Below are 26,193 nucleotides of genomic sequence, written 5' to 3' on the forward strand. Positions count from 1 at the left end.
CGCAGGGTTCGGGGGACGCCGATGACACGACTGCGCGCCAAGACCGTCATGAGCGGCCTCCTCGCCGCGACGCTCGCCTTCGCCGTTCCGGCCGACGCGCAGACGTCCCCCGGCTTCCAGAACCGCGACGCGCTGCAGAGCGCGCTGAAGCTGCAGGCGCGCGTCCAGCGCGAGGCGGCGTCCGACCCGCGCCCGGTCGCCGACATCCTGAAGCAGGGCGTCGCGCAGATTCGCGCGGGCCAGTGGCGCGAGGCGGCCGTCACCATGGCGCTCGCCGCCGGCAAGGACCCGCGGAGCGAACAGGCCTGGCGCAACCTGTCGGTGGCGCTGTCCCGGATCGAAACCGACGACTATTCCGAGCGCGAGAGCTTCCGCGAGCAGGCGACCGGCGCCGCCTGGCGCGCCTACGAGCTCTCGACCGACGCCAAGATGCGCGCCCGCGCGCTCGCCGTGCTTGCCAACGCGCTGGTCGCGAAGGAAGACTTCCGCCCGGCGCTCGACGCCTACAAGGCGAGCCTCGCCGCCGCGCCGAGCGCCGAGGTGAAGACCACCTATGAGCAGCTTCGCGCCGAACACGGCTTCCGTGCGCTCGACTACTCCATCGACTCCGACGCCTCGTCGCCGCGCGCCTGCGTGCAGTTCTCCGAAAACCTCGCCAAGGGCCGTATCGACTTCGCGCCCTACGTCATCCTGAAGGGCGCCGAGAATCCGGCGGTGACCGCGAACGACCAGCAGCTCTGCGTCGACGGGCTGAAGCACGGCGAAACCTACGACCTCACCGTGCGCCAGGGCCTGCCCTCCGACGTGGACGAGACGCTGCCGTCCTCGAAGGACTTCCGCATCTACGTCCGCGACCGAAGCCCGAGCGTGCGCTTCACCGGCCGCAACTACGTGCTGCCCTCGACCGGCCAGCAGGGCCTGCCCGTCGTCTCCGTCAACGTCGACGCCGCGACGGTCGAGATCTTCCGCATGGGCGACCGCAGCCTCGCGCCCTCCGTCGTCTCGGGCGATTTCCAGAGCCAGCTGAACGCGGAAGCGATCCAGAAGCTGCGCGACGACAGCGCGGCGACGGTCTACTCCGGCGAACTCGCCATCGAGCGGAAGCAGAACCAGGACGTCTCGACCGCCTTCCCGGTCTCCGAGGCCGTGCCGCAGCTCGCGCCCGGCGTCTACGTGATGGCGGCTCGGCCGAAAAACGTCGTCGATCCGGAGCCCTGGGATTCCCAGGCGACCCAGTGGTTCGTGGTGTCCGACCTTGGGATCACCGCGGTCTCCGGGACCGACGGGGTCAAGGCCTTCGCGCGCTCGCTCGCCTCCGCCGCGCCCTTGAAGGGGGTCGAGCTCAAGCTCGTCGCCCGCGACAACGAGGTGCTGGCGACCCGCACAACCGACGCCGCCGGCTTCGTGACCTTCGAGGCCGGGCTGACGCGCGGGACCGGCGGCTCGGCGCCAGCCGTGCTGGTGGCGGCGAACGGCGGCGACTACGGCTTCCTCGACCTGACGAAGCCGGGCTTCGACCTCTCCGACCGCGGCGTCGGAGGCCGGACGGCCCCCGGTCCGCTCGACGCGCAGGTGTTCACGGAGCGCGGCGTCTACCGCTCGAAGGAGACGGTCCACGTCTCGGCCCTGCTGCGCGACGACAAGGGCGCGGGGGTCGACGGGCTGCCGCTGACGCTCGTCGTCACGCGCCCCGACGGCGTCGAGGACCGGCGCGCCGTCACGACCGACGCCGGCGCCGGCGGCCGCACGCTCGACGTTCCGCTCGTCGATCAGGCCATGGGCGGCACGTGGCGCGTGGAGGCCTTTGCGGACGTGAAGGCCGCGCCGATCGGCGCCGCGACCTTCCTCGTCGCGGACTACGTGCCGGAAAAGCTCGACCTCGCGCTCGCGACCGCGACGCCTGCGCTCGGCGCCTCCGGAGCCTCGGTCGACGTGGACGGCCGCTGGCTCTACGGCGCGCCGGCGGCGGACCTCGCGATCGAGGGCGAGGTCACGCTCAAGGTCAGCGACCGCGCCCCCGCGGGCTTCGAGGGCTATCGCTTCGGCCTCAGCGACGAGCAGATCGCCCCCGTCCGCACGCCGCTCGACGGACTGCCGCGCACCGACGCCGGCGGAAAGGCGAACCTGGCCGTCGCCCGGCCGCCGCTGCCGGACACGACGCGGCCGCTCGAGGCCGAAATCACGCTGCGGCTGCTGGAGCCCTCGGGCCGGGCGCTGGAGCGCGCGGTGACGCTGCCGGTCGCCGCGACGGCGCCGCGGATCGGCGTCAAGCCGCTGTTCCGGGACCGCGTCGGCGACGGCGAGACCGCCCGCTTCGACGTCGCGATGGTCGGCGCCGACGGCAAGGCCGTCGCCGCGAACGGACTGAAGTGGCAGCTTCTGAGGCTCGAGACGGACTACCAGTGGTACGCCGCCAACGGGCGCTGGAGCTTCGAGACCGTGACGCGCACCCGGCGGGTGGCCGATGGGACCGTGGATGCGGCCGCGGCGGCTCCGGCGAAGATCGAAGCCAAGACCGCCTATGGCCGCTACCGACTCGAGGTCGAAACGCCGGACCCACAGGGACCCGCCACCAGCGTGACCTTCGACGCCGGCTTCTACGCCGCAGCCTCGGCCGACTCGCCCGACGTGCTGGACGTCGCGCTGGACAAGCCGGCCTACCGCCCGGGCGAGACCGCGACCGCGACGCTGTCCTCGCGCTTCGCCGGACGCGCCACCGTTCTGGTGGTGGGGGCCGGCGTCGTCGACCAGACGACGCTCGAGGTGAGCGACAAGGGCGCAACGGCGTCCTTTCCCGTCACCGAAGCGTGGCGGCCGGGCGCCTATGTGGTGGCCTTCGTCCATCGCCCGCTCGACGCCAAGGCGAGCCGCATGCCGGGCCGCGCGGTCGGCGTGGCGCACGCCCAGATCGACGCCCGCGACCGGACGCTCGGCGTCTCGCTGGGCGCCCCTGACACGGCGGAGCCGCGGACGACGCTCGCGGTTCCGGTGAAGCTCTCCGGCCTCGCCGCCGGGGAGCAGGCCTATGTGACGGTCGCCGCCGTCGACGTCGGCATCCTCAACCTCACCCGCTACGTCCCGCCCGCGCCGGACCTCGCGGTCTTCGGCCAGCGCAAGCTCGCGGCGGAACTCCGCGACCTCTACGGCCAGCTGATCGACGGCATGAACGCCCAGCGCGGCAAGCTGCGCTCGGGCGGCGACGGCGCAGGCGCCGGCGGCCTGCAGGACACGCCGACCCAGGCGCCGCTCGCGCTGTTCTCCGGGATCGTAGCCGCGGACGCGAGCGGAACGGCCAACGTCGGCTTCGCGCTGCCGGCCTTCAACGGAACGGTGAAGCTGATGGCGGTCGCCTGGTCCTCGACCAAGCTCGGGCATGCCGCGAAGGACGTCACCGTCGCCGATCCGGTGGTGGTGACCGCGGCGCTGCCGCGGTTCCTGGCGGACGGCGACCGCTCGCGGCTGAGGCTGGACCTCGACAACGTCGCGGGCCCCGCCGGCGACTACGCGCTCGACGTCCGCGTCTCAGGACCGCTCACAGGCACGGCGACGGGCAAGCCCGTCACACTGGCCGCGAAGCAGCGCGCGGCGGTCGAGATCCCGCTGATGGCGAAGGGCATCGGCGCGGCGCGCCTCGACGTGGCGCTGCGCGCGCCCGACGGCCGCGTCTACGCCCAAGCGCTCGCGATCGAGGTGAAGCCCGCCACCGCGCCGGTCTCCCGCCGCAGCGTCATCGCCCTCGCCAAGGGCGCGGGGCTGACGGTCGGAACCGACATGCTTAAGGACCTCGTGCCCGGCGCCGGCGAGGTCGCGGTCTCGATCGCAAAGCCCGGCGCGCTCGACGGCGCCACCTTCCGCCAGGCGCTCGACGGCTACCCCTACGCCTGCTCGGAGCAGCTTTCGAGCCGCCTGCTGGCGCTGATCTACGGCGACCAGCTCGGCCTGTCGGCGCAGACCGCCGGCGTGCGGCCGGCCGACGTGACGGCCCGCATCGGCGACATCATCGCCCGCGTCTTGTCGCGGCAGGACTCGAACGGCTCGTTCGGCCTGTGGTCGGCGGGCGGCGGCGACCTCTGGCTCGACGCCTATGTGACCGACGTGCTGACCCGCGCCCGCGCCACCGACGCCGCCGTGCCCCAGCGCTCGCTCGAGCTTGCGCTCGACAACCTGCGCAACGCGATCGGCCTGCGGCAGGACTCCACCGACAGCGACATCGCCTATGCGCACTATGTGCTCGCCCGCTCAGGCCGTGCGCTGACGGGCGAGCTGCGCTACCTCGCCGACGTGAAGCTCGCCGAGTTCGCAAGCCCGCTCGCCCGCGCCCAGATCGGCGCGGCGCTGGCGCAGATCGGCGACCGCACGCGCGCCGAGAAGGCCTTCGCCGCCGCGGAAGGCAAGGAGCCCGACGAGGCGACACGGACCGACTTCGGCTCGGCGTTGCGCGACCAGGCGGCGATCGTGGCGCTGGCCTCCGAGGCGCGCGTCGGCGCGAGCATCGCGCCCGCCGCCCTGCGGAGGATCGGCGCGGCCCGCGCGGACCGCATCACCTTCTCCACGCAGGAGAACGCCTGGCTGCTGCTCGCCGCCCGCGCCCAGCGCGCGGAGAGCGCGGACCTCACGCTGACGGTCGACGGCGCCGCGCACGCGGGGCCGCTGAGCGCGATCTATCCCCCCGACCGTCTCGCCGCCGGCCCCTCGCGCATCGCCAACGCCGGGGAGACGCCGCTCGAAGCCGTGGTGACCGTGAAGGGCGCGCCGCTGGCGCCGGAGTCCCCCGCCGAAAACGGCTTCCAGCTCGAGCGGCGCTACTACACGACGGCGGGCGTCGAGGTGGACCCGTCGAGGGTGGCGCAGAACACCCGGCTCGTGGTGGTGCTCACCGTCACCGAGCCGGAGCCCGCACAGGGCCGCGTGCTGGTGGTGGACCGCCTGCCCGCGGGCTTCGAGATCGACAACCCCGAGCTCGTCTCCAGCGCGAAGCTGCCGGCGCTGTCGTTCCTCAGCGAGCAGCCGTCGGCGACCCACGCCGAGTTCCGCGACGACCGCTTCGTGGCCGCGTTCGACCGCGAAGCCGGCGGCGACGCGATCTACGCCGCGGCCTACGTCGTGCGCGCGGTCGCGCCCGGCGTCTACGCCCAGCCGGCGGCGACGGTCGAGGACATGTACCGCCCCGCCCGCTTCGCCCGCACCGGCGCCGGCCGCCTGGAGGTGACGGCGCGGTGAGCGAGCTGGTCTCAGGCCGTCATCCCGGCCGCAGCGGCGGAGCCGCGGAGAGCCGGGATCGTCGTTCCCAGAGCGCGCTGCGGGCGCGCAGCGGTCATACGATCCCGGCTCGGCCCTGCGGGCCGTCCGGGATGACGCGCTAGCGCGGGGCGCGCGCCGTCATGGCCGGCCGCAGTTCCCGTCCCGCCCGCCTTGCCGCCGCGGCGCTGCTCGCGGTCGCCGTCGCAGGCTCCGCCGCCGCGATCAGCCTCAGCTCCGCGCCCGCGCCCTCCCCCGGCCGCGCCGAGAAGCTCTCCACCCTCGTGCTCGACCGCGACGGCCGGCTGCTCCGCCCGTTCACGGCGGTCGACGGCGCCTGGCGGCTGCCCGCGGCCAAGGACAAGGTCGACCCGCGCTTTCTCCGCTTTCTGACGACCTACGAGGACAAGCGGTTCTTCTCCCACCCCGGCGTCGACCCGCTGGCGGCGCTCCGGGCCGTCGGACAGGCGGCGCTCCATCGCGGCGTGGTGTCGGGCGGCTCGACGCTCACCATGCAGGTGGCGCGGCTGCTCGCGCCGGACGCGCGCGACCGCACGCTCGCCCGCAAGTGGCGCGAGATGGGGGCGGCGCTGGCCCTCGAACGCGCGGTCGGCAAGGACGGCGTGCTCGACCTCTACCTTCGGCTCGCGCCCTACGGCGGCAACCTGGAGGGCGTGCGCGCCGCGAGCCTCGCCTACTTCGGCAAGGAGCCTGGGCGGCTCTCGATCGCGGAAGCCGCGCTGCTGGTCGCGATCCCGCAGGCCCCCGAGGCGCGCCGCCCCGACCGCGACGTCGCCGCGGCTAAGGCCGCCCGCGACCATGTGCTCGACCGGCTGGTCGCCGCCGGAGCGCTCGCGGCGGCCGAAGCCGCCTACGCCCGCGAGGAGCCTGTCCCCACGGGCCGACGCGCCTTCCCCAATCTCGCGGCCCATGCCGCGGAGGCGGCGGCGCGCAGGGTCGGGTCGGGCGGCGTGGCGCGCCTGACGCTGAAGCGCGACCTGCAGCGCGCGCTGGAGGATCTCGCCCGCGAGCGCGCCCGGTCGCTGGGGCCCGGCCTCTCGGTCGCGATCCTCGTCGCCGACCACAGGACGGGCGCGATCGAGGCCTCGGTCGGCTCGGCCGACTACTTCGACGCCTCCCGCGCCGGCAGCCTGGACCAGACGCGCGCCGTGCGCTCGCCGGGCTCGGCGCTGAAGCCGTTCATCTACGGCCTCGCCTTCGAGAACGGCGTCGCCGCGCCGGAAACCCTGATCGAGGATCGGCCCGCCCGCTTCGGCGCCTACGCCCCGCGAAACTTCGACGAGGGGTTTCACGGCACGGTCTCCTGCGCGCAGGCGCTGGCGCTGTCGCTCAACATCCCCGCCGTGGCCCTGCTCGAGGCGGTCGGGCCGACGCGGTTCGTTGCGCGGCTGCGCGGCGCGGGCGCGCAGGTCTCGCTGCCGGGCGTCGAGGCGCCGGGCCTCGCCGTCGCGCTCGGCGGGCTCGGCGTGCGCCTCGTGGATCTGGCCACGCTCTACGCCGGCCTCGCCCGCGGGGGCGCGACCACGCCGCTTGCCGACGACCCGGCGGCGCTGTCCGACCCCGCGGCGCCCGGCCGGCGCCTGATGGACCCGATCGCCGCGGCGCAGGTGTCCGCCGCTCTGCTGAAAAGCCCGCCGCCGCAGGCCGCGCTCGGCGGCCGCATCGCGTTCAAGACCGGGACGTCCTACGGCTACCGCGACGCCTGGGCGGTCGGCTTCGACGGCGAGCATGTGGTGGCGGTCTGGGCCGGGCGGCCGGACGGCGCCTCCAGCGCCGGGCTCGTCGGCCGCGACGCGGCGGCGCCCATCCTGTTCGACGCCTTCGCCCGGCTCGGCCGCGACGTCGCGCCGGCGCCACCGCCGCCGGCTGGGGCCGTGACGGCGGCCGCCGACCTGCCGGCGGCGCTCAAGCGCTTCCGGCCCCTGGAGTCCGCGTCCGCCGGGAGCGCGGCCGAGGCGGCCCCGCTCGCCGTCGCCTTTCCGCCGGACGGGGCGCGGGTGGAGATGGGCGCGGGCGCCGAACTCACCCTCAAGGCCAGCGGGGGCGTCGCGCCGTTCCGCTGGCTGGTGGACGGCCGCCCGCTGCCGCCCCAGCGCCGGCGGGACGCCACCTGGACGGTGTCCGGACCGGGCTTCGCGCGGGTGACCGTGACCGACGGCGCCGGCGCGACCGCCTCCGCCAGCGTCCGGCTCGACTGACGCCCGCGCGTCGCCTTGCGCCCGGCGAGAGAGCTCCGTTCGGACGCCGGCCCTGCCGGCGCTTGATTTTTAGGTTCACGCGCCTGATATCCGGCGCGCTCATCCCTTTTGCAGACTGACCCAGAAGAGGCCGCGCGATGCCGGATCCGACTTCGCCCCGCAACGCCACCAACGAGACCGCCGAGACGGTCGTCGAGCCCGTCGAGGGGACGACGACGCCTGAGACCGACGAGGAACGCGCCGACGCCACCATCGAGGCCGAGGTCGCCGAGCCGGCCCCCGCGGACCGCACCGCCGAGCTGGAAGCCGCGGTCAACGACCTGCGCGACCGGCTGCTCCGCAGCCACGCCGAGATGGAGAACCTGCGCCGCCGCACCGAGCGTGAGGTGCAGGACGGCCGCCGCTACGCCATCTCCTCCTTCGCCCGCGATCTGCTGGGCGTCGCCGACAACCTCCGCCGCGCGCTCGACGCCGCAGCCGCCGGCGGCGCCGCGACCGACCCGATCCTGAAGGCGCTCGTGGAAGGCGTGGAGCTCACCGAGAAGGAGCTTCTGAAGTCGCTGGAGAAGAACGGCGTCCAGAAGCTCGAGCCCAAGGGCCAGGTGTTCGACCCGAATTTCCACCAGGCGATCTTCGAGGCGCCGGACCCGAGCGTGCCCAGCGGCACCGTGGTGCAGGTGGTGCAGGAGGGCTACGTCATCGGCGACCGCATCCTCCGCCCCGCCATGGTCGGCGTCGCCCGCGGCGGACCGAAGCCGGCCGCGTCCAGCGAACCGGCCGGCGTCGACAAGTCGGCTTAAGATCTCGGTGCTGCTGTCTAACCAAAGTCTTTTGGATAGGCCTTGAAAGCGTGCTCACGAACTCGTGAGCACGCTTTCAAGCGGCCTGGCTTCCGGTAGTCTTCGCTCACTCTCCGGGGGGAGAGCAGCAGCGGAGATTTCGGTGGCGACCCTTTATGGCTCGCCCGGTCGGAACAACGTCCTGACCGGCGGCGACAGCTATGACTACATCTACGGAGCCGAACTTGCGGACACGCTCCGCGGCGGCTTTGACGGCGACCAGCTGTACGGGCGCGCCGGCGACGACCAGCTCTTCGGCGAGAGCGGCGACGACTCGCTGGACGGCGAGGATGGCGCCGACCGCCTCGAAGGCGGCGGCGGCTCCGACCGGTTGGTTGGCGGCGCGGGCGGCGATACGCTGATCGGCGGCGCGGGAAGCGACGACATCTCCGTCGGGAACCTAGCCCAGATGATCGGCGACCGGGTCGACGGCGACGGTCCGCTGGCGACCGACAACGTCGGGATCGACACCCTGTCGGCGAGCTTCGCCGGACGACTCGAGGCGCTCGTCTTCGCGCCGAACGATCCCGCGCACACCACGCGCATGCCCGGGGCCTTCCTGTTCAAGGGCATCGAGCAGTTCGACATCGTCAGCGGCTCCGGAAACGACACCCTCTCGGGCTGGCTGCTGGACGACACGCTTTATGGCGGCGCCGGCAAGGATTTGATCAGCGGGCTCGGCGGTGACGACGAACTGGGGGGCGGCGACGGCGACGACCGCCTCTTCGGCGACGCAGGCGACGATTCCCTCGGCGGCGGCGCGGGCGCGGACGCGCTGGTCGGCGACATCGGCGACGACCATCTCGACGGCGACGGCGGCGACGATCGCCTCTACGGCGGCCGCGGCGCCGACACCCTCCATGGCGGCGACGGCGCGGACCTCCTGAAGGGGCAGGACGGCGACGACGAGTTGGATGGCCAGGACGGCGCGGACACGCTGGACGGTGGATCGGGCAACGACACGCTCATCGGCCACGACGATTACGACGACTACGACCAACGCGACGTTCTTCTCGGAGGCGCCGGCGACGACCTCATCCGCGCGGGCGGTTCCGATCTCGCCGTCGGCGGCGACGGTTCCGACGTGCTCCAACTGCGCTTCAGGAATTCGTGGGCCGGCGAGGATTTCGCATTCTCCGACGGCGGCTTCGAGCTCGCCTCGGGGGGCTCGTTCTCGGGCTTCGAGAAGCTGGATTTCCTCGGCGGCTTGCGGAACGATCGGGTGAGCGGCGGAGAGTTGTCCGACACCTTGTCCGGCGGCTCGGGCGACGACCGGCTGGACGGCCTCGGCGGCGACGACGTGCTGATGGACGGGTATGGCGCGGACACGCTGTTTGGCGGCGCCGGAGACGACGTGTTCTACCTGCAGGAGAACGATTTTTATTACACACTGCCGAGCAAGGACGTCATCGTCGGCGGAGCGGGCTTCGACACGGTAATCGCGACCTCCTACGACGCCGGCCTCGTCCTTGACCTTGCGGACAACGCCCTGAACGACGGCCTGCTTCGAGGCGACCGCTTCCGCAGCGTCGAGGCCTTCGTGGCGACCGACGCGGACGACGTCATGCGCGGCGACGCGCAGAGCAACGCTTTCTACGGCGGCGGCGACAGCGATGTTCTCGACGGCCGCGGCGGAAACGACACGCTGCAAGGCGGCGCTGGGGCGGACTTGCTGACCGGCGGCGAGGGCGCCGACGTGTTCGACATGTCGGACCTCGCCTACCGCTACATCTACGACCCGTGGGCGGGCGGATATCCGATCGGATTTGACTTCGCGGCCCGCAACGACCGCATCACCGATTTCTCCTCCGCCGAGGGCGACAAGATCCAGGTGTCGATCCAGGAGTTCGGCGCCGCCGCCGACTTCACGCTGACGCTTGGGACCGAAGCGAGCACGGCCGCCCACGGCTTCATCTTCGACGCCGGCTCGCACCGGCTCTGGTTCGATCAGGACGGCTCGGGCGACGGGGAGAAGTACCTGATTGCGACGCTGGACGGCGTGACGGCGCTCACGCGCGACGACTTCGTCTTCGTTCCCGCGTCGAACCCGATCGGCAGCGAGCCGCTGTTCGGCTGAAGGCGACGCCGGAGTCTCCGCGCTGCGGCCGGCGGAGACTCCGGCGAGCTTAAGCCGACGCTGCGGCCACGCTGCGGTCGGCGCGGGCGAACAGGATCGGCAGCGTCGCGCTCGCGAGCAGCGCGACGCCCGTCGCCAGCGCGAAGGAGGCGGCGTAGCCGAAGCTGTCCGCGAGGTAGCCCGCGAGGTACCAGCCGATCAGGCTGACGATGCCGTCCATGCACTGGAACAGCGTGAAGTCGACGCCCGCCTGGGCCGGCGACGCATAGCCCATCAGCCGCGCGTAGAGCGCGACGAAGCCGAGCGCCATGACGGCGGAGTTGGCGATGACGATGGCGCCGAGCAGCCACGGGTCGCGCACGCCGAACAGCGCGCAGGCCGCGAGCGCCGCGGCGAGCGCGCACTGGAGGCCGAGCGCCGCAACCGCCATCCGCTCCGCGCCGAAGCGGCGGACCACGACGCCGCCCATCAGCGCGCCGAGGAGCCCCGCGCCGGTCGCGCCGACGCCGTTCAGCACGCCGATCGTGGAGAGGCCGAGGCCGGCGTCCACTAAGAACGGGCCCAGGACGAGCAGGATCCACTTCTGGCCGGCGACGAACAGCGCGGTGAGCGCGAGGCCCGCGCGCACCTCCGGCCGCTTCAAGGCCGCCAGGAGGCTGGGGCGGCGGGCGTCGGCCGGGACCGCCGGACGGCCGTCGCGGCCGAACACGAACAAGGCCCCGAGCGCGACCAGCACGCCGCACATGGCCCAGGTCGCCGGCCCCCAGCCGACGTAATCGACCAGCACGAGGAACAGGCCGCCGCCGATCGCGGAGCCCATGTAGGCGCCGCCCACCTGGGCTGCATTGCCCCAGCCGCGGTGACGGTCGGCGAGGCTTTCGACCGCATAGCCGTCGCAGGCGATGTCGACGGTGGCTGTGGCGAAGGCCGCGACCACAAGGCAGACGACGAGCGGCCCGAGCGCCGCCGGGCCGAACAGGCCGGCGAGGGCCAGCGCGGCCGTGGCGATCGCGCCGCCAATCGCGACCACCGCCCGCGACCGGTGCGGCCGCCCCGGCGGCAGACGGTAGCGCTCGACGGCGGGCGCCCAGAGGAACTTGAACGACCACGGCAGGACGGTGAGGAAGATCAGCCCGATCTCGCCGAGCGAGAGCCCCGCCGAACGCAGAACGGCGGGGAGACCCGTGAAGGTCACCCCGCCGATCACGCTCTGCGCCACATAGATCCCCCCGATCGCCGCGATGACCCGCGGCGCCGAGGGGAGGGCGGCCGGAGATGCGGCCGCGGGAGGCGAGGTCACCACTTGTAGCGAAGGCTTGCGAACACCTTGCGGCCTTCGTTGTAGTAACAGTAGTTCGACGTGCACACCTGCTTGATGCTGTCGAGCAGGTTCGTCGCGTTGACCTGGAGCGTGACGCCCTTGAGGCGATTGCTCAGGTTCTCCATTTCGTAGGACGCCTTGGCGTCGACGAAGGCGCGCGGGTGGTTGGCGATTACGCTGCGGTTCAGGTTGTCGCCGAAGTTCGACCCTGTGTAGCGCACGCCCGCGCCGAGACCGAGCCCCTTTAGGGCCCCCTCCTGGAAGTCGTATCCGCTCCAGATGGAGAAGGCGTGCTTCGGGATGCTGGTGATGTCCTTCCCCTCGGTGACCTCGGTCAGCTTGAGGATCTTGGTGTCGGTGTAGCTGTAAGACGCCTGAAGCTTGAGGCCATTCTCGAGCGATGCCAGCGCCTCGATCTCGAACCCGCGCGTTCTGAAATCGAGCTGCAACTGAGAAGGGTCCGTTCCAGTGACCTCGAAAATGAGGCCGTCCGTCTGCTTCAGCCAGAACGCAGACGCGTTAATCGAGGCGTTGTAGCCCGGAACGGCGTATTTCACGCCGGCCTCAGCCTGCTCGCCCTTGGTCGGCTTGGCGACGCCGCTGTTCACCACCGTCCCCGAATTTGGCGTGAACGACGTGCCATAGCTGACGAAGGGCGTAATTCCGTACTCCGTGACGTAGCTCAGGCCGGCGCGGCCGGTGAACTTGCCCTCGCTCTGCCGTTCCTGGTCCAGCCCAGGCGCCTTGTAATTGCTGTCGAACCAATCGTGCCGTCCGCCCAGCAACAGGCGCCACGGCCCGGCCTTCATCTCATCCTGAACATAGACGCCGACCATGGTCTGGAACTGCTTCGTCTTGTCAGGCAGCTCCGGCACCTGATGGTCAGAATTGAAGCTCAAACCATAGCGCGAGTTGTAGCCGAGCCGTCCAAAATCGAATCCAGTCAGCAGCGTGTGCTCCACCGGTCCCGTGGAGACCTGAGATTTCAGGTAGGTATCCGCCGCGAAGGAGTAGACGTTCTCGATGACCTTTCCGGTGTAACCCGTCCCACCGTACTTCTCGCTGAGAGATAGGGTCGAGAACCGCGTGTTCTGATGAATTGAAATCGTGTCGCTGAACGCATGCTCGAACTCGTAGCCGACACGACCCTGCTTTTGATTGAAGTTGTTGAAGTCAGGATTGTACAGAAGATCTTTCAACGCACCGGTCGAATATCCGTTTTCGTCATACGAGTTGGCGTTGAACATCGATCCGCCGGTCGTCGAGTTCATGTACTCCGACAGGAACGTGATTTTGGTGTCGTCGTTCAGCTTGAACGTCACCGCCGGCGCAATGAACACGCGGTCGTCGGGCACGCCCGGAAGGTCCGAGTTCGCGTGACGGGCGAGGCCCGTCAGACGCCAGAGTACCGTACCTTCCTCGTTCGCCGGCCCGCCGACGTCGAAGCTGCCCTGAAAGCGATCGAAGGAGCCAACCTGCGCCTCGACCTCCGCCAACGGGGCCTCGGTCGGACGCTTCGAGATCAGGTCGATGATGCCTACGGACGCGCTCGCGCCGTAGATCGAAGACGCGCCGCCCTTCAGCACCGAGATCGTCTCGAGACCGTAGGGCTCAAGCCGGAAGAGCCCGTTCACGCTGTTGTACTGTCGCAGGCCGTCGCGGAACACGCCGGTGTAGGTGATGTCGACGCCGCGGATGAAGAAACTGTCGAAGCGCGGGTTAAAGCCCGAGGCCCCGACGCGGACGCCCGGCGTGTAGAACAGAGCCTCCTCCAGGGTCTGCGGCCGGCGATCCTCGATCTGCTCCTGCGTCACGGTGTTGACCGTCAGCGGGATCTCGTTGATCGGCGTGTCGGTCTTGGTGCCGGTTCGCGTGGTTTTGGCGACGTAGCCATCATTGGTCGCGACGCCCTGCGTTCCGCTCGCACCCCCGCTTGCTGCGGCGCGGCCCTCGACCGAGATCTCCTCGAGCGTGGTGGTCCCGCCCTCGGCCGGGGCGGTCTGGGCGTGGGCGGCGCCCGCGGTCGTCAGGGCGACGATGGAGGCGGTCGCAAGCAGGGCGAACGGCGTTCGAGACATACGCGGCGGTCCTTCAAGGAGAATTCCCGGGGACCTAGCCGCGATCACGCCACAAAGACAACAGATTTAGTCTAGAATTAAAATTAGAATAATGAAAATACTTTTGTCATACCCTAGTATTTCGGGCTGATTTTTAGGTATATATTGTATCTGTACGTTTCTCGCGCCTTTGTGTATTTGTCCTTTCCGATAGGCGACCTCACTGCGATAACGAGCAGACGATCCTAAGACGAACAATAGAGCGCTGGATCATGGAGGCCGGCCACGCGAGATTGGTCGGAGCTTCGATTTCGGTCGGCGACGACCGCATGATCGCTTGAACGCCCGTCCCAAAACCGATGCGCCGACCGCGTACGCCGCTGTGGCGCATTTGCGACAGATCGGCGGCGACGATCGGGCGACGCGCCCCAAGCGTGCGCCTCCGACGGACCTCGCGTCCGGGTCTTCGTCGTTCGGAGGGCGTTTCCACGGCCGGTCGATGCGTGTATCGAAGGGGCTGTATTGCACTGCGGTCACGGAGCGGACGAGCGGCGATGGCGCTTCCGAATTCAACGGCGACGACTTCCTCCCCCACGCATCTCAAGGCGTTGTGGACGCGGCTGGAGGCGAAACGGATCTACGAGCAGCCGTTCGCGGACCTGTTGTTCCAGGCCCAGACCGTGCACCGCCGCCACTTCGATCCCAACGCGGTGCAGATGTCGCGGCTGCTGTCGATCAAGACCGGCGGCTGCCCTGAGGACTGCGGCTACTGCAGCCAGTCCGCCCGCATGCCGGGCCAGAAGCTCTCCGCCTCCAAGCTGATGGAGGTCGAGCGGGTGATCGACGAGGCGAAGAAGGCCAAGGACGGCGGCGCCACGCGCTACTGCATGGGCGCCGCCTGGCGGAGCCCGAAAGAGCGCGACATGGACATGGTGCTCGCCATGGTCGAGGGCGTGAAGGGTCTCGGCATGGAGACCTGCATGACGCTCGGCATGCTGTCGCCGGAGCAGGCCATCCGCCTGAAGGACGCCGGCCTCGACTACTACAACCACAACATCGACACCTCCGAGCGCTACTACGCCGAGGTGATCACCACCCGCACCTTCGCCGACCGGCTGGAGACGCTGGACAACGTGCGCCAGGCGGGCATGAAGGTCTGCGCCGGCGGCATCCTGGGCATGGGGGAGACCGCGGACGACCGGGTCGACATGCTGGTCACGCTGGCGAACCTGCCCGAGGCGCCCGAGAGCGTGCCGATCAACATGCTGATCCCGATCCCCGGCACCAAGCTCGAGAACGCGGCGCCGATCAACCCAATCGACTTCGTGCGCACCATCGCGCTCGCCCGCATCATGATGCCGACGAGCCACGTGCGGCTTTCCGCCGGCCGCACCGACATGTCGGACGAGACCCAGGCGCTGTGCTTCCTCGCCGGCGCGAACTCGATCTTCGTGGGCGAGACGCTGCTGACCGCCGACAACCCCGGCGAGGATCACGACGCCGCGCTGTTCCGCCGCCTCGGGATCCAGCCGGAGGCGCTGGACGCGTCCGAGTGAGCCGGCTCGCCCGCTTCGAGGCCGCGCTCGCCGGCCTCGAACGGCGCAGCCAGCGGCGCCGGCTGATCCCGCGCGCAGGCCTCGACTTCGCCTCCAACGACTATCTCGGCCTCGCCGCTTCGCCGCGGCTGGCGAAAGCTGTGGCTGAGGCCGCCGCCCGCGGCGTTCCCGTCGGCGCGGCCGGCTCCCGTCTGCTGCGCGGCAACCACCCGGAGCACGAGGCGCTGGAGGCGGAAGCGGCCGCGTTCTTCGGAGCGGAGCGCGCGCTCTACTTCGGCGCGGGCTACGCGGCGAACGTCGCGCTGGTCGCGGCGCTCCCCCAGCGCGGCGATCTCGTCGTCCATGACGCGCTGGTGCACGCCAGCGTCCACGAGGGGCTGAAGTCCACCAAGGCCGACGTGGCCGCGGCCGGCCACAACGACGCGCAGAGCTTCGAGGACGCCATCGGCGCCTGGCGCGCCGACGGCGGGCGGGGAACGCCCTGGATCGCGGCGGAAAGCCTCTACTCCATGGACGGAGACACGGCCCCGGTCGCCGACCTGCTGGCGATCGCGGAGGCCCACGACGGATTCCTGCTGCTGGACGAGGCCCACGCCACCGGCGTGTTCGGGGCGTCCGGCCGCGGCCTGGGCGAGGCCTTCGAGGGCCGCGAGACGCTGATCTCGGTGCACACCTGCGGCAAGGCGCTGGGCGCTTCCGGCGCGCTGGTCACCGGCCCCGCCGCGATCGTCGACTTCCTCGTCAACCGCGCAAAACCCTTCATCTACGCCACCGCCCCCTCCCCGCTGATGGCCGCGGCGGTGCGGGAGAGCCTCAGGATCGTCGCCGAGGAGCCCGAGCGGCGCGTGGCCCTGAAAGCGCGCATCGCGGTCGCGACCGAACGGCTCGGGCGCCTCGGCGTCGCGCCCACGGGCACGCAGATCCAGCCGGTGATCCTCGGCCTCAACGCCCGCGCCGCGGAGGCCGCGAAGCGCCTTCAGGCCTTGGGCTTCGACTGCCGCGCCATCCGTCCGCCGACGGTGCCGGACGGCACGGCGCGGCTGCGGATCTCGCTCACTTTGAACGTCTCCGAGGACGAGGTCGCCGCCCTGATCGACGCCATCGCCGAGGCCCTGACGGCCGCTGCGGCATGAGGCCGATCGTCGTCACCGGAACCGACACCGGCGTCGGCAAGACCGTGTTCGCGGCGGCGCTCACGCGCGCGCTCGGCGCGCGCTACTGGAAGCCGGTGCAGGCCGGGCTCGACGAGGCGACCGACAGCGCCTCGGTCGTTGCGCTCGCGGGGCTTTCGCCGGAGCGCGTCCTCCCTGAGGCCTACCGCCTCAAGACGCCCGCCTCCCCGCACGTCGCCGCAGAGATCGACGGCGTCGCGATCGACGTCGACAGCCTAACGCCGCCTGACGTCGACGGCCCGCTGGTGATCGAGGGGGCCGGCGGCCTGCTCGTGCCGCTGACCCGCTCCGTGCTGACCATCGACCTGTTCGCCCGCTGGGGTTTTCCAGTCGTGCTGGTGGCGCGCACGGGCCTTGGCACGATCAACCACACGCTGCTGTCGCTGGAGGCTTTGCGCGCTCGCGGCATCACGGCGCTGGGCGTCGCCTTCGTGGGCGACGACCACCCCGACTCCATCGCGACGATCGCCGCCTTCTCCGGCGAGAAGGTGCTGGGCCGGTTGCCGCGGTTCGATCCGCTGACGCCGGAGGCGCTGGCTGAGGCTTTCGCGGCGGCGTTCGACGTCAAGGATCTCACGTCGTGACACGCGCGCTTTTCTTTCCCTTCTCCCCTTGCGGGAGAAGGTGGCGCGGAGCGCCGGATGAGGGGTCGTCCGGGACACCCGCCCCAGCGCAAAACCTGTCGATCGCCAGGATGTCCCGGACGACCCCTCACCCTTACCCTCTCCCGCAAGGGGAGAGGGGGACCACGACGACGCGATTCATTTTGCGCCGACGGGGCCGAGCTCGGGCGCTGCAACCATGACCTCCCCTGTCTGGCGTCCGTTCTTCCAGCACGCGGTCGAGCCCGATCCGCCGGTGATCGTCCGCGCCGAGGGCGCCTATCTTCACACCTCCGACGGACGGGCGCTGCTCGACGCGATCTCGTCGTGGTGGGTGACGACCCATGGCCATCGCCACCCCCGCATCATGGCGGCGATCCGCGAGGCGACCGAGAGCCTCGACCAGATGATCTTCGCCACGGTGACGCACGAGCCGGCGGAGCGGCTGGCGCGGGAGCTGGTCGCTATCGCGCCAGCGGGCCTCGCGCATGTGTTCTACTCCGACTCCGGCTCCACCGCGGTCGAGGTCGCGCTCAAGATGGCGCTGGGCGCCTTCGCCAACCGCGGCGAAAAACGCACGACCATCGTCGCGCTGGAGGGCGCCTACCACGGCGACACCATCGGCACGATGAGCGTCGGCGAGCGCGGCGTGTTCAACGCGGCCTACGAGCCGCTGCTGTTCGACGTCGCCCGCCTGCCCTTTCCGGCGCTCGGCCGCGAGCAGGCGACGCTCGACCGGCTGGAGCAGATCGCCCGCGCCGGCGGAGTCGCGGCGCTGATCGTCGAGCCGCTGGTGCTGGGCGCTGGCGGCATGCGGATGTACCCGCCCTCGGTGCTGACGGAGCTCGGCCGCATCGCCCGCGAGGCCGGCGCGCTGGTGATCGCCGACGAGGTGATGACGGGCTGGGGCCGCACCGGCTCGCTGTTCGCCTGCGAGCAGGCCGGGCTGTCCCCTGACATCCTCTGCACCTCAAAGGGGCTGACCGGCGGCGCGGTGCCGCTCGCGGCGACGCTTGCGACAGCCGAGATCTTCGAGGCGCATCTGTCGACCGACCGCTCCAAGACCTTCTTCCACTCCTCGTCCTACACCGCGAACCCGATCGCCTGCGCGGCGGCGGTCGCCAATCTCGAGGTCTGGCGCGACGAACCGGTGCGGGCGCGGATCGCGGCGCTGGGGGCGGCGCAGTCCAAGAGGATCGCGCGGTTCGAGGGCGATCCGCGGTTCGCAAACCCGAGGGTCTGCGGCACGATCGCCGCGGTCGATCTCGTGGCGCCGGACACGGGCTATCTCGCCGAGATCGGGCTGACGCTTCGGAGCTTCTTCCTCGACCGCGGGCTGCTGGTGCGGCCGCTCGGCGAGGCGCTCTACCTGATGCCGCCCTACTGCGTGACCGAGACCGAGCTCGACCGGCTTTACGACGCCTTCGAGGAGGCCGCGGGGCTGATGGGCGATCCGCGATGAAAGCCCGGGGAACCCGCCTCGCCGGCTTCGGCTGGGCCGCGCCAGCGCGGCGGGTGGCGAACGCCGAGATCGAGGCGACGCTCGGCCTCGACGACGGCTGGATCGAGCGCCGCACCGGCATCCGCGAGCGGCGCTGGGCGGTCGAGGGCGAGACGCTCTCGGGGCTCGCGGTCGAGGCCGGCGACCGCGCGTTGGCGGGCTGCGGGATCGACCGGGCCGCGATCGGCCTCACCCTGCTCGCGACCTCCACGCCCGACCAGTTGCTGCCGCCGACCGGACCGCTGGTGGCGCATCGGCTGGGACTGACCCGCTCCGGCGCGGTCGACCTCGCGGGCGCCTGCGCGGGCTTTCTCTATGCGCTCGCGTTGGCCGTGTCCCATGTCCGCGCCCATGGCCGGCCAGCGCTTGTCATCGCCGCCAACCTGCTCAGCCGACGCATCAATTTTGCAGAGCGCGGCAGCGCCGTGCTGTTCGCCGACGCCGCCGGCGCGGTCGTGGTCGCGCCCTCCGACGACCCGGACCGCGGCGTGCTGGGCCTGTCGCTCGCCTCCGACGGCGCGGGCTACGGGCTCGTCGGCATCCCGGGCGGCGGCAGCAGCCTGCCCTATGCCGAGGGCATGCCGATCGAGGACACGCGGATGACCATCGCCGACGGCCGCGGCCTGTTCGCGGACGCCGTGCGGCTGATGACGGCCTGCTCGGGCGAAGCGCTGGCGGAGGCGGGCCTCGCCGCCGAGGCGATCGACCGCTTCGTGCCCCATCAGGCCAACGCGCGCATCTTCTCGGCGGTGGGGGCGAAGCTTGGGGTTCGCGACGCCGCCATGGTCTCGACCATCGCCGCCTTCGGCAACTCCTCGGCCGCGACCATTCCCCTGTCGCTCGCCCTCGCCCACGAGGCGCGCCCGATCGCGCCCGGCGAGACCCTGCTGCTGACGGCGGCGGGCGCGGGCCTGACCGGCGGCGCGCTCGTGCTCAGGGCTTGAGGGCGGATCCTCACCCCAGCGTCAGCAGCCTGCGGCCGAGTTCGTCCACCGCGATGTCCTCGCGCGCGGCCGGCGACGCCGGCTTCTCCCGCGTGCTCCACAGCAGGTAGTCCGTCATCCCGCGGTCGGGCAGGCCCGGGTGCAGGGTGCGGGCGGGGGCGTGATCGCCGTAGAGGCAGAGCGCGGCGCCGCCGGGAACGTCGACGAGGGCTTCGGCGACCCGCGCGATCATGCGGTCGGCGTTGACGAGATGACGGGCGTACTGCTTCGCCGGATCGTCGGTCTCCGGCAGCCGTCCCGGCCCCCAGGGGCCGTGGTTCTCGATCGTCACCACGAACAGGAACAGCGGCTCCCGCGCGCCGGCGACTTCGGCGGCGATGGCGGCGGCGACGGCGACGTCGGCGACGTAGGGGCCGCAGCGCTCGGCGTTCGTGAAGGCCTCGCCGTCGATGAAGCGCTGGAAGCCGAGCTGGGGGACGAGCGTCTCACGGTCGAAGAAGCGGCGGTCGTAGGGGTGGAGGAACGTGGTGCGGCGGCCGGACGCCAGGAACAGGCGCGGGATCGCACGGGCGGCGTAGTGCGGAACCGTGAGGTAGGGGTCGAAGGCGTCGAGGCCGAGGACGTCCGAGGGAAACCCGGTGAGGAAGCCGAACTCGCTCCGCATGGTGTAGGCGCCCTCGGCCGGAACGCGACAGCGCCCCCAGCAGATCGCCTCATTTTTCAGGCGTTCGAAGGCCGGAAGACGAGGCCCGGCGACGCCGCGGGCGGCGAGGTCGACGAAGCTCTCGATCTGGATCGCGACGATGACGGCCGGCCCCGCCTTCGGGTGCCGGGGCGTCGGCAGGGCAGCCGCGGCGACGGCCGCCGCCGGGCTTGGGCGCGCCATGGAGCGCCAGGCGAGCGCGTGCAGGATCAGGGTCGAAACCAGGCCGAAACGGGCGACGTCGCGGTTCGGATCCGCGGGCAGTTCGACGACCCCTTGGGCGAAGCGGCCCGCCGCCGCGAGGCGCAGGAGAGCGAAGGCCGAAAGTGCGATTGCGGGCGGAAGCCCCAAGAGAATGAACGATCCGCCTGAGGGAAACACCGAGGGTTCGACCGAGAACCACAGCGTGGTGGCCACGATCAGCACGGCGAACACGACGAGCGCGCGGGGCTCGGCCAGCTTCTCGGCGTAGTAGAGCCTGGGGTGCCGGATCGCGTTCCGCACCAGCGCCCCGTCCGAGAAGGTCAGGGGCTCGCCGAGGATGTTGCGCTTCATGCCGCTGCCGGCGGCGGCGAGGAAGGTGGCGACGCAGACCACGAGCGCCGCGTGCCACGGCCGCCACGACACTGCGAACGCGAGGGCGAACGCAACGACATGCAAGGTTAACCTGAGGGTAACAACCCGCCATGGCGCCCGCATCGCCTGGGTCGACGGCGGCAGCGTCTCGAGCGCGAGCGAGACGACGAAGGACAGCACGAAGGCGGCGACCGTGGCGATCATCTGAGCAGCCGCCCGATCGGGCCAAGCACGACATGCCGGGTCATCGCATAGAGGTGACGGAGTTTTGCGGCCCGCCGTCCCGCGGGGGTGGAGGCGACGGCCCGGCGCCGCGCGATGACGTCGAGCGCACGCTCCGGCCCGCAGGGAAGCCCGGCGCCGGGATCGCGGTAGAGCGGATAGAGGATCAGCGTCGCCGCCACCAGCTCGTCGAGGCTCCGGGCGCGGCCGCGGCGGGGGTGGGGGGCGAGATCCTCGGTGAGGCCCCAGCCGGCGTAGAACGGCTGGCCGTGGGTCGTGACCTCGAGCCCGCGCAACAGCGCCTCGAAGCCGGAGAGCGAGGTCATGGTCTCGACGGCGCGGCATTGGGGATAGAGCGCGGCGATCGAACCGTCGGTCACGACCGCGTCGGCGAGGCCGGCGAGATCACCGTCCGCCACCGCGCCCACGCGGTAGCCCGCGACCACGTCCGGATGCGGCTTGTAGATCAGGAAAGCGTCGGGCCTGCGGGCGCGGGCCGCCTTCAGCAGCCCGAGGTTGGTGCGCACAGCGCCGGCGCCCTTCACGATCGAGGCGTCGTCCTCGACCTGCCCCGGCACGAGCACGCCGAACCGGCCCGCCGGCACGACGCGGGGCGACGCCACGCCGACGTTGTACTTGGTCACCTCCTCGGCCACGAGGCGCGCCCGGAGACGCGCGGCGCGGGCGATCATCGCCGCGGGAATGTCGGCCTCGCGCAGCAGGGTCTCGAGGTCGCTCGGGGCGGAGGGGTCGTAGTAGACGCCGCTCTCGTCGAGCACGAGCGACAGCGCCGCGACGAAGGCGGAGCCGAGCCCGACCGAACGCAGGAAGCCGTCCTCCAGCCGGGCGAAGGGCGCGCCGGCGGCCCGCGCCGCCGCCTCCGCGGCGTCCGTCCGCCGCGAGGCCCAGGCGACGACGCGGCCATGCGCCTGGGCCGCGCCGCGGGCGGCCTCCGCCGCCGATCCGGCGAAGACCGGCGCGCCGTTGGGGCCGGCGAGAAAGCCCGCGACGGTCGGCCGCTTCCAGCGCGTGATCCCCACGCCGAATGAGCGCCGCGCCGTCCGCGCCCGGTGGCGCAGCACGTCCGCCGCGATCTCGAGCCCGCGCGACGGCGTGATCCGGGTGCGGTCGTAGGGACAAAGCCAGACCAATTCAGGGTCCGCAGGATCGAAGCCCGCCGCGAGTCGCAGCTCTCCGGGGCCCGCGAGCGCGAGCAGCTCCGACATTGCGGCGACCAGCGCGCTCCGGTCGACCTCGCCGTCGACGGCGGGCGGCTCGGCTGCGGCGGCGCCGACCAGACGGTAGCCGAGAGGCCGGCGCGCGGCGTCGAGCGCGGCCAGGGCCAGCGGATGCGGCGCGAGGCGCAAGAGCTTCAGGTTTCTCGCATTTGCGAGAGTTTCCGCCTCGCCTTCGAGGGGGTCGCCCAGCGTCGTGATCACCGCTGCGAGCGGCGCATTTTCCGTGTTCCCCGATGAGACGGCGAGGCCCGTCACGGCCGCGACGTCTGCGGCGCGCGACCGCAAACGGTTGGAAATGATTGCGACGCAGCCGGGCGTGTGGTTCAACTAAAGGTGTCCGAGGCTTTCTTGGGTCGAGCTTTACGTCAGCGCTAGCGGCCTGCCGCGCGCGGCGCAATGCCCAAAGAAGACGCCACGTCGATGCCGCTGCTTCGCAGCTGCAGCATCGTCCGGACGGGGGCATGACAGGGACGGCGCGATCCGCGAAGGCGGGGCGCGCCGGTTGGCGCACGATGAGCGACGGAAAAGGCGACCGGTCCAGCCGGCCGACCCGGACGTTTCTGTTCCTTCAGGGCCTGGCGTCTCCCTTCTTCCGTCGCCTCGGGCGCACGCTGAAGCGGCAGGGCTACGGCGTCGAACGCATCAATCTCAACCTGGGCGACCGGCTGTTCTGGAACCTTCCGGGCGCCACCGACTACCGCGGCAGCTTTCAGAACTGGCGGCGCTTTCTCGCGGCCTTCATCGAGGAGCGCGGCGTCACCGACCTCGTGCTGTTCGGCGACGGCCGCCCGTATCACCGCATCGCCATTGGAGTCGCGCAACTGCGCGGGGTGCAGGCGCATGTGTTCGAGGAAGGCTACTTCCGCCCCGACTGGATCACGGTCGAGGCCAACGGCGTCAACGGCTACTCCACCCTGCCGCGCGATCCGGGCGTCGTGCGCGACCTCGCCCGCGGCCTGCCGGAGCCGCCGAAGCCGCAGCCGATCTTCGGCGATATGGGCGCCCGCACGGTCTGGGACGTGACCTACAACTTCGCCCACGTGCTCTTCCCCTATCTCTACCCCGGCTACCGCCGCTACCGGCCGCACCATCCGGTCGTCGAATACGCCAGCTGGATCCGCAGGCTCGCGCGCCGCAAGACCGAGACCTCCGCCGCGGAGGCCGTGATCGCCGCGCTGAAGGCGGACGGCGCGCCGTTCTTCCTGCTGCCGCTGCAACTCGACAGCGACTACCAGATCCGGCTGCACTCCCGCTTCACGCTCATGACCGAGGTGGTCGATCTCGTCGCCGAGTCCTTCGCGGCCCATGCGCCTTCCGACGCCAGGCTGGTGGTGAAGCTGCACCCGCTCGACAACGGCCTCGTCAATCGCCGCAAGATCACCCAGGCCACCGCCGACCGCCTCGGCCTCGGCGACCGGCTGCTCTTCATCGACGGCGGCGACGGGCGCGACCTCATCGCCGCCTCCTCCGGCGTCGTGGTCGTGAACAGCACCATCGGCACCGAGGCGCTGATCCAGGGCAAGCCGCTGATGGCCCTCGGACAGGCGATCTACGGCATGGAGGGCCTGAGCCATCAGGGCGATCTCGACGCCTTCTGGACCGAGCCGACGCATCCCGACATGTCCCTTGTCGACGCCTTCCGCCGCGTGGTCTTCGCACGCACCCTGCTGAACGGCGGGTTCTACGCGGAACAGGCGATCGAGATCGGCGTCGCCAACGCGGTCGAGCGGCTGATCGAGACCGCGCCCTCGCGGTCCGCGCCGTTCGCGTCGGGATGGCGTCCGACGGGCGCCTATGGCGAGGCGGGCGCGGCCCTGCCCGGCGAGTGAGCGCTCCGGCCCCGAACTCGATCGTTGTCACGGGCGCAGGCCGCGGCATCGGCGCCGCCCTCGCCCGCGCCTACGCGCGCCCCGGCGCGACGCTGCTGCTGATCGGGCGGACCGCTGCGACGCTGGAGCGCACGGCCTCGGAGGCGCGGGCGAAGGGCGCCGAGGTGGAGATCGCGGCGCTGGACGTGTCGGACGCCGGGGCCTTGGCGGAGGCGCTTCTCGCCTTCGACGCGCGCCGGCCGGTCGATCTCGTCATCGCCAACGCCGGCGTCTCCGGCGGGCTGGGGCCGAACCGCTCCGCCGAGCCGTTCGAGACCGCCCAGCGCCAGATTCGCGTCAACCTTGAGGGCGCAATCGCGACCGTGACGCCGCTGATCGACCCCATGCGCGGCCGCCGCTCCGGGCAGATTGTGCTGATGAGCTCGCTCGCCGCGCTGCAGCCGATCGGCGACACCGCGGCCTACTCCGCCTCCAAGGCTGGCGTGCTGGTCTGGGGACGGGCCCTGGCGGACTATCTCGCCCCCTCGGGCGTCGGCGTGTCGGTGGTGTGCCCCGGCTTCGTCACCAGCGACATGAGCCAGCGCTACCTCGGCCCGAAGCCGCTCGAAATGTCGGCCGACGCCGCGGCGGAGCTGATCAGGGGGAGAGTCGCGAAGCGCCGGGAGATGATCGCCTTCCCCTGGGCGATGGTTGCGCTGATCCGCCTGTCGAACCTGCTGCCTCGCAAGGTCTCGCGCTTCGTGCTGTCGCGGGTGCCGGTGACGATCGAGCCAGACCGGCACATGTGAGGCGCGGACGTCGGGTCGGCATGCGCCCGGATCGACCGGGTGAGACGCCGGAAGCCGACGCGCTTCAGCGCCGCTCCGCCCACGTGAACCAGCCGACGCCGGCGAGCACCAGCGCGGCGCCGGCGAGATCGATCGCCGTCACCCGCTCCCCGAGGAACAGCGCCGCGAGCACCAGCGTCGCGATCGGGCTGACCGTGCCGATGGCGGCGTTGGCCTGCGCGGAAATCCGGTGCAGCGCGGCCGAGAGCAGGAAACTCGGCAGGATGGTGCTCAGCACCGCGATCATCGCGGCGTAGACCCACGCCTTCGTGGTGAGCGTCGACAGCACGCCGAGATCGCGGACCACGAAGAACTGCAGGATGGCCGCGGCCGCAGCGCCGGTCATCGCGATGCAGGTGAAGAGCTTGGGGCCGAGCCTGGCGATCTGGCCCTTGGCGAACAGCTGGTAGAGCGCGAAGGCGAGCGCCGATGCGAGGACGAGCGCTGCGCCGTCGCGCGTGGCGTCGAAGCCCGCCGCCTCCATGTCCTTGGTGAAGACAAGCGCGAGGCCGGCGTAGCTCAGCGCGAAGGCGAACAGCGCCTTGACGCGAAACGGCTGGCCGAAGAAGGCCGCGCCGAGCAGCACCGTGAACAGCGGATAGGTGAACAGGATCAGCCGCTCGAACGGCGCTGAGATGTAGGCGAGGCCGAGGAAGTCGGCGTAGCTCGCGAACCAGTAGCCGAGCAGACCGACGGCGAGCGAGGCCGCGAGCGTGCGGCCGTCGAGCGCCGCGGGCCGTCCCGACCGCGCCACCGCCATCAGCCCGATCGCGAGATAGACCGGCACTGACAGCCCCATGCGGAGCGCAAGCAGGGTCTCGGTGTCGACGCCCTCGGCATAGGCGAACTTGATCAGGACGCCCTTGCTGGAGAACAGGATCGCGCCAGCCGCGGCGAGCGCGTAACCGCCCCAAGGCGCCGCGGCGCGGACGCGCGTCGGCGTCGTGACGACTTCGGGATCGGCGGGCGTGGTGGTGGGCATCGGGGAACCTCTCGCCCGCGGGTATCACGCGGGCGCGAGGCGGCAAACGCCGGACCGCGCAAGGCTGCCCTGTGCCGGCGCTGAAACGCAAACGGCCCGGGCGGAGGACTCGGGCCGTTCGAGCAGGGGTGAGGCGTCGGAGCTTCGAGCGCGTCAGGTGCCGGTGGGGTTGGACTGGGTCGACGCGGTCGTGTTCTTGCGGGCGCAGGGCTCGGCCGAAGCCGGCGCCGCGACGGCGACGCCGAGGGCTACGGCGAGCAGCGTGGCGGTCAACGTCTTCATCGTCGCTC

General features: G+C 71.5%; 17 protein-coding genes. 11 read left to right on the plus strand and 6 right to left on the minus strand.

What is annotated here, in order from left to right; all coding sequences use genetic code 11:
* Positions 1-21: 21 nt before the first annotated feature.
* The 4 genes from JOD31_RS15750 (at position 22) to JOD31_RS15765 (ending at position 10,373) form a co-directional block, all read left to right on the plus strand.
* On the plus strand, positions 22-5,220 hold the full coding sequence (locus tag JOD31_RS15750) for an alpha-2-macroglobulin family protein (protein ID WP_246482515.1): 5,199 nt from the start codon (positions 22-24) through the stop codon (positions 5,218-5,220).
* Between the two features lie 161 nt (positions 5,221-5,381).
* Positions 5,382-7,457 (plus strand): penicillin-binding protein 1C, encoded by a 2,076-nt coding sequence (gene pbpC / locus JOD31_RS15755; protein WP_204951364.1) that lies wholly within the window; start codon positions 5,382-5,384, stop codon positions 7,455-7,457.
* 137 nt (positions 7,458-7,594) lie between these two features.
* Positions 7,595-8,257, plus strand: a complete 663-nt coding sequence (grpE, locus tag JOD31_RS15760) for a nucleotide exchange factor GrpE (protein ID WP_204951365.1) — start codon at positions 7,595-7,597, stop codon at positions 8,255-8,257.
* A 142-nt stretch (positions 8,258-8,399) separates the two neighbouring features.
* Positions 8,400-10,373, plus strand: a complete 1,974-nt coding sequence (locus JOD31_RS15765; protein WP_204951366.1) for a calcium-binding protein — start codon at positions 8,400-8,402, stop codon at positions 10,371-10,373.
* Positions 10,374-10,422: 49 nt separating this feature from the next.
* Here the strand turns inward: JOD31_RS15765 and JOD31_RS15770 are convergent, their stop codons facing one another.
* A complete protein-coding gene (locus JOD31_RS15770) occupies positions 10,423-11,673 on the minus strand; it encodes an MFS transporter (RefSeq protein ID WP_309299054.1) in 1,251 nt (416 codons plus the stop codon).
* Positions 11,670-13,772, minus strand: coding sequence for a TonB-dependent siderophore receptor (locus JOD31_RS15775; protein ID WP_204951368.1), 2,103 nt, complete (start codon positions 13,770-13,772; stop codon positions 11,670-11,672). Before JOD31_RS15775 ends, JOD31_RS15770 begins: the two co-directional genes overlap by 4 nt.
* Before the next feature lie 533 nt (positions 13,773-14,305).
* On the opposite strand from JOD31_RS15775, the gene bioB reads away from it, so the two are divergent.
* The 5 genes from bioB to JOD31_RS15800 all read left to right on the plus strand — a co-directional run bounded on the left by bioB (position 14,306) and on the right by JOD31_RS15800 (position 19,526).
* Entirely contained in the window at positions 14,306-15,307 is a 1,002-nt protein-coding gene (gene bioB, locus JOD31_RS15780) for a biotin synthase BioB (protein WP_204951369.1), read from the plus strand.
* A complete protein-coding gene (locus JOD31_RS15785) occupies positions 15,304-16,440 on the plus strand; it encodes an 8-amino-7-oxononanoate synthase (RefSeq protein WP_204951370.1) in 1,137 nt (378 codons plus the stop codon). Before bioB ends, JOD31_RS15785 begins: the two co-directional genes overlap by 4 nt.
* Positions 16,437-17,063: a dethiobiotin synthase gene (gene bioD, locus JOD31_RS15790; RefSeq protein ID WP_204951371.1), complete on the plus strand. Its 627-nt coding sequence runs from the start codon at positions 16,437-16,439 to the stop codon at positions 17,061-17,063. The genes JOD31_RS15785 and bioD overlap by 4 nt, the downstream gene beginning before the upstream one ends.
* Before the next feature lie 217 nt (positions 17,064-17,280).
* The gene (locus JOD31_RS15795; protein ID WP_204951372.1) at positions 17,281-18,543 is read left to right on the plus strand and encodes an adenosylmethionine--8-amino-7-oxononanoate transaminase; all 1,263 of its coding nucleotides are present in this window, start codon (positions 17,281-17,283) and stop codon (positions 18,541-18,543) included.
* A complete protein-coding gene (locus JOD31_RS15800; RefSeq protein WP_204951373.1) occupies positions 18,540-19,526 on the plus strand; it encodes a beta-ketoacyl-ACP synthase III in 987 nt (328 codons plus the stop codon). The genes JOD31_RS15795 and JOD31_RS15800 overlap by 4 nt, the downstream gene beginning before the upstream one ends.
* Positions 19,527-19,536: 10 nt before the next feature.
* Here JOD31_RS15800 and JOD31_RS15805 read toward each other — a convergent pair whose 3' ends face one another.
* Positions 19,537-21,009 (minus strand): sulfatase-like hydrolase/transferase, encoded by a 1,473-nt coding sequence (locus JOD31_RS15805; protein ID WP_204951374.1) that lies wholly within the window; start codon positions 21,007-21,009, stop codon positions 19,537-19,539.
* On the minus strand, positions 21,006-22,520 hold the full coding sequence (locus JOD31_RS15810) for a capsular polysaccharide export protein, LipB/KpsS family (RefSeq protein ID WP_338100621.1): 1,515 nt from the start codon (positions 22,518-22,520) through the stop codon (positions 21,006-21,008). Before JOD31_RS15810 ends, JOD31_RS15805 begins: the two co-directional genes overlap by 4 nt.
* Positions 22,521-22,777: 257 nt before the next feature.
* On the opposite strand from JOD31_RS15810, the gene JOD31_RS15815 reads away from it, so the two are divergent.
* Together JOD31_RS15815 and JOD31_RS15820 are read left to right on the plus strand one after the other, a co-directional pair.
* Positions 22,778-24,094: a capsule polysaccharide biogenesis protein gene (locus JOD31_RS15815; RefSeq protein ID WP_204951375.1), complete on the plus strand. Its 1,317-nt coding sequence runs from the start codon at positions 22,778-22,780 to the stop codon at positions 24,092-24,094.
* On the plus strand, positions 24,091-24,882 hold the full coding sequence (locus JOD31_RS15820) for an SDR family NAD(P)-dependent oxidoreductase (RefSeq protein WP_204951376.1): 792 nt from the start codon (positions 24,091-24,093) through the stop codon (positions 24,880-24,882). Before JOD31_RS15815 ends, JOD31_RS15820 begins: the two co-directional genes overlap by 4 nt.
* Positions 24,883-24,946: 64 nt before the next feature.
* Here the strand turns inward: JOD31_RS15820 and JOD31_RS15825 are convergent, their stop codons facing one another.
* A complete protein-coding gene (locus tag JOD31_RS15825; protein WP_204951377.1) occupies positions 24,947-25,903 on the minus strand; it encodes a DMT family transporter in 957 nt (318 codons plus the stop codon).
* A gap of 153 nt (positions 25,904-26,056) precedes the next feature.
* Positions 26,057-26,185, minus strand: a complete 129-nt coding sequence (locus JOD31_RS19670; protein ID WP_271206195.1) for a hypothetical protein — start codon at positions 26,183-26,185, stop codon at positions 26,057-26,059.
* Between the last annotated feature and the right edge of the window lie 8 nt (positions 26,186-26,193).

Source organism: Methylopila capsulata, assembly GCF_016907975.1.
In the GTDB taxonomy this organism is placed as follows: Bacteria; Pseudomonadota; Alphaproteobacteria; order Rhizobiales; family Methylopilaceae; genus Methylopila; species Methylopila capsulata.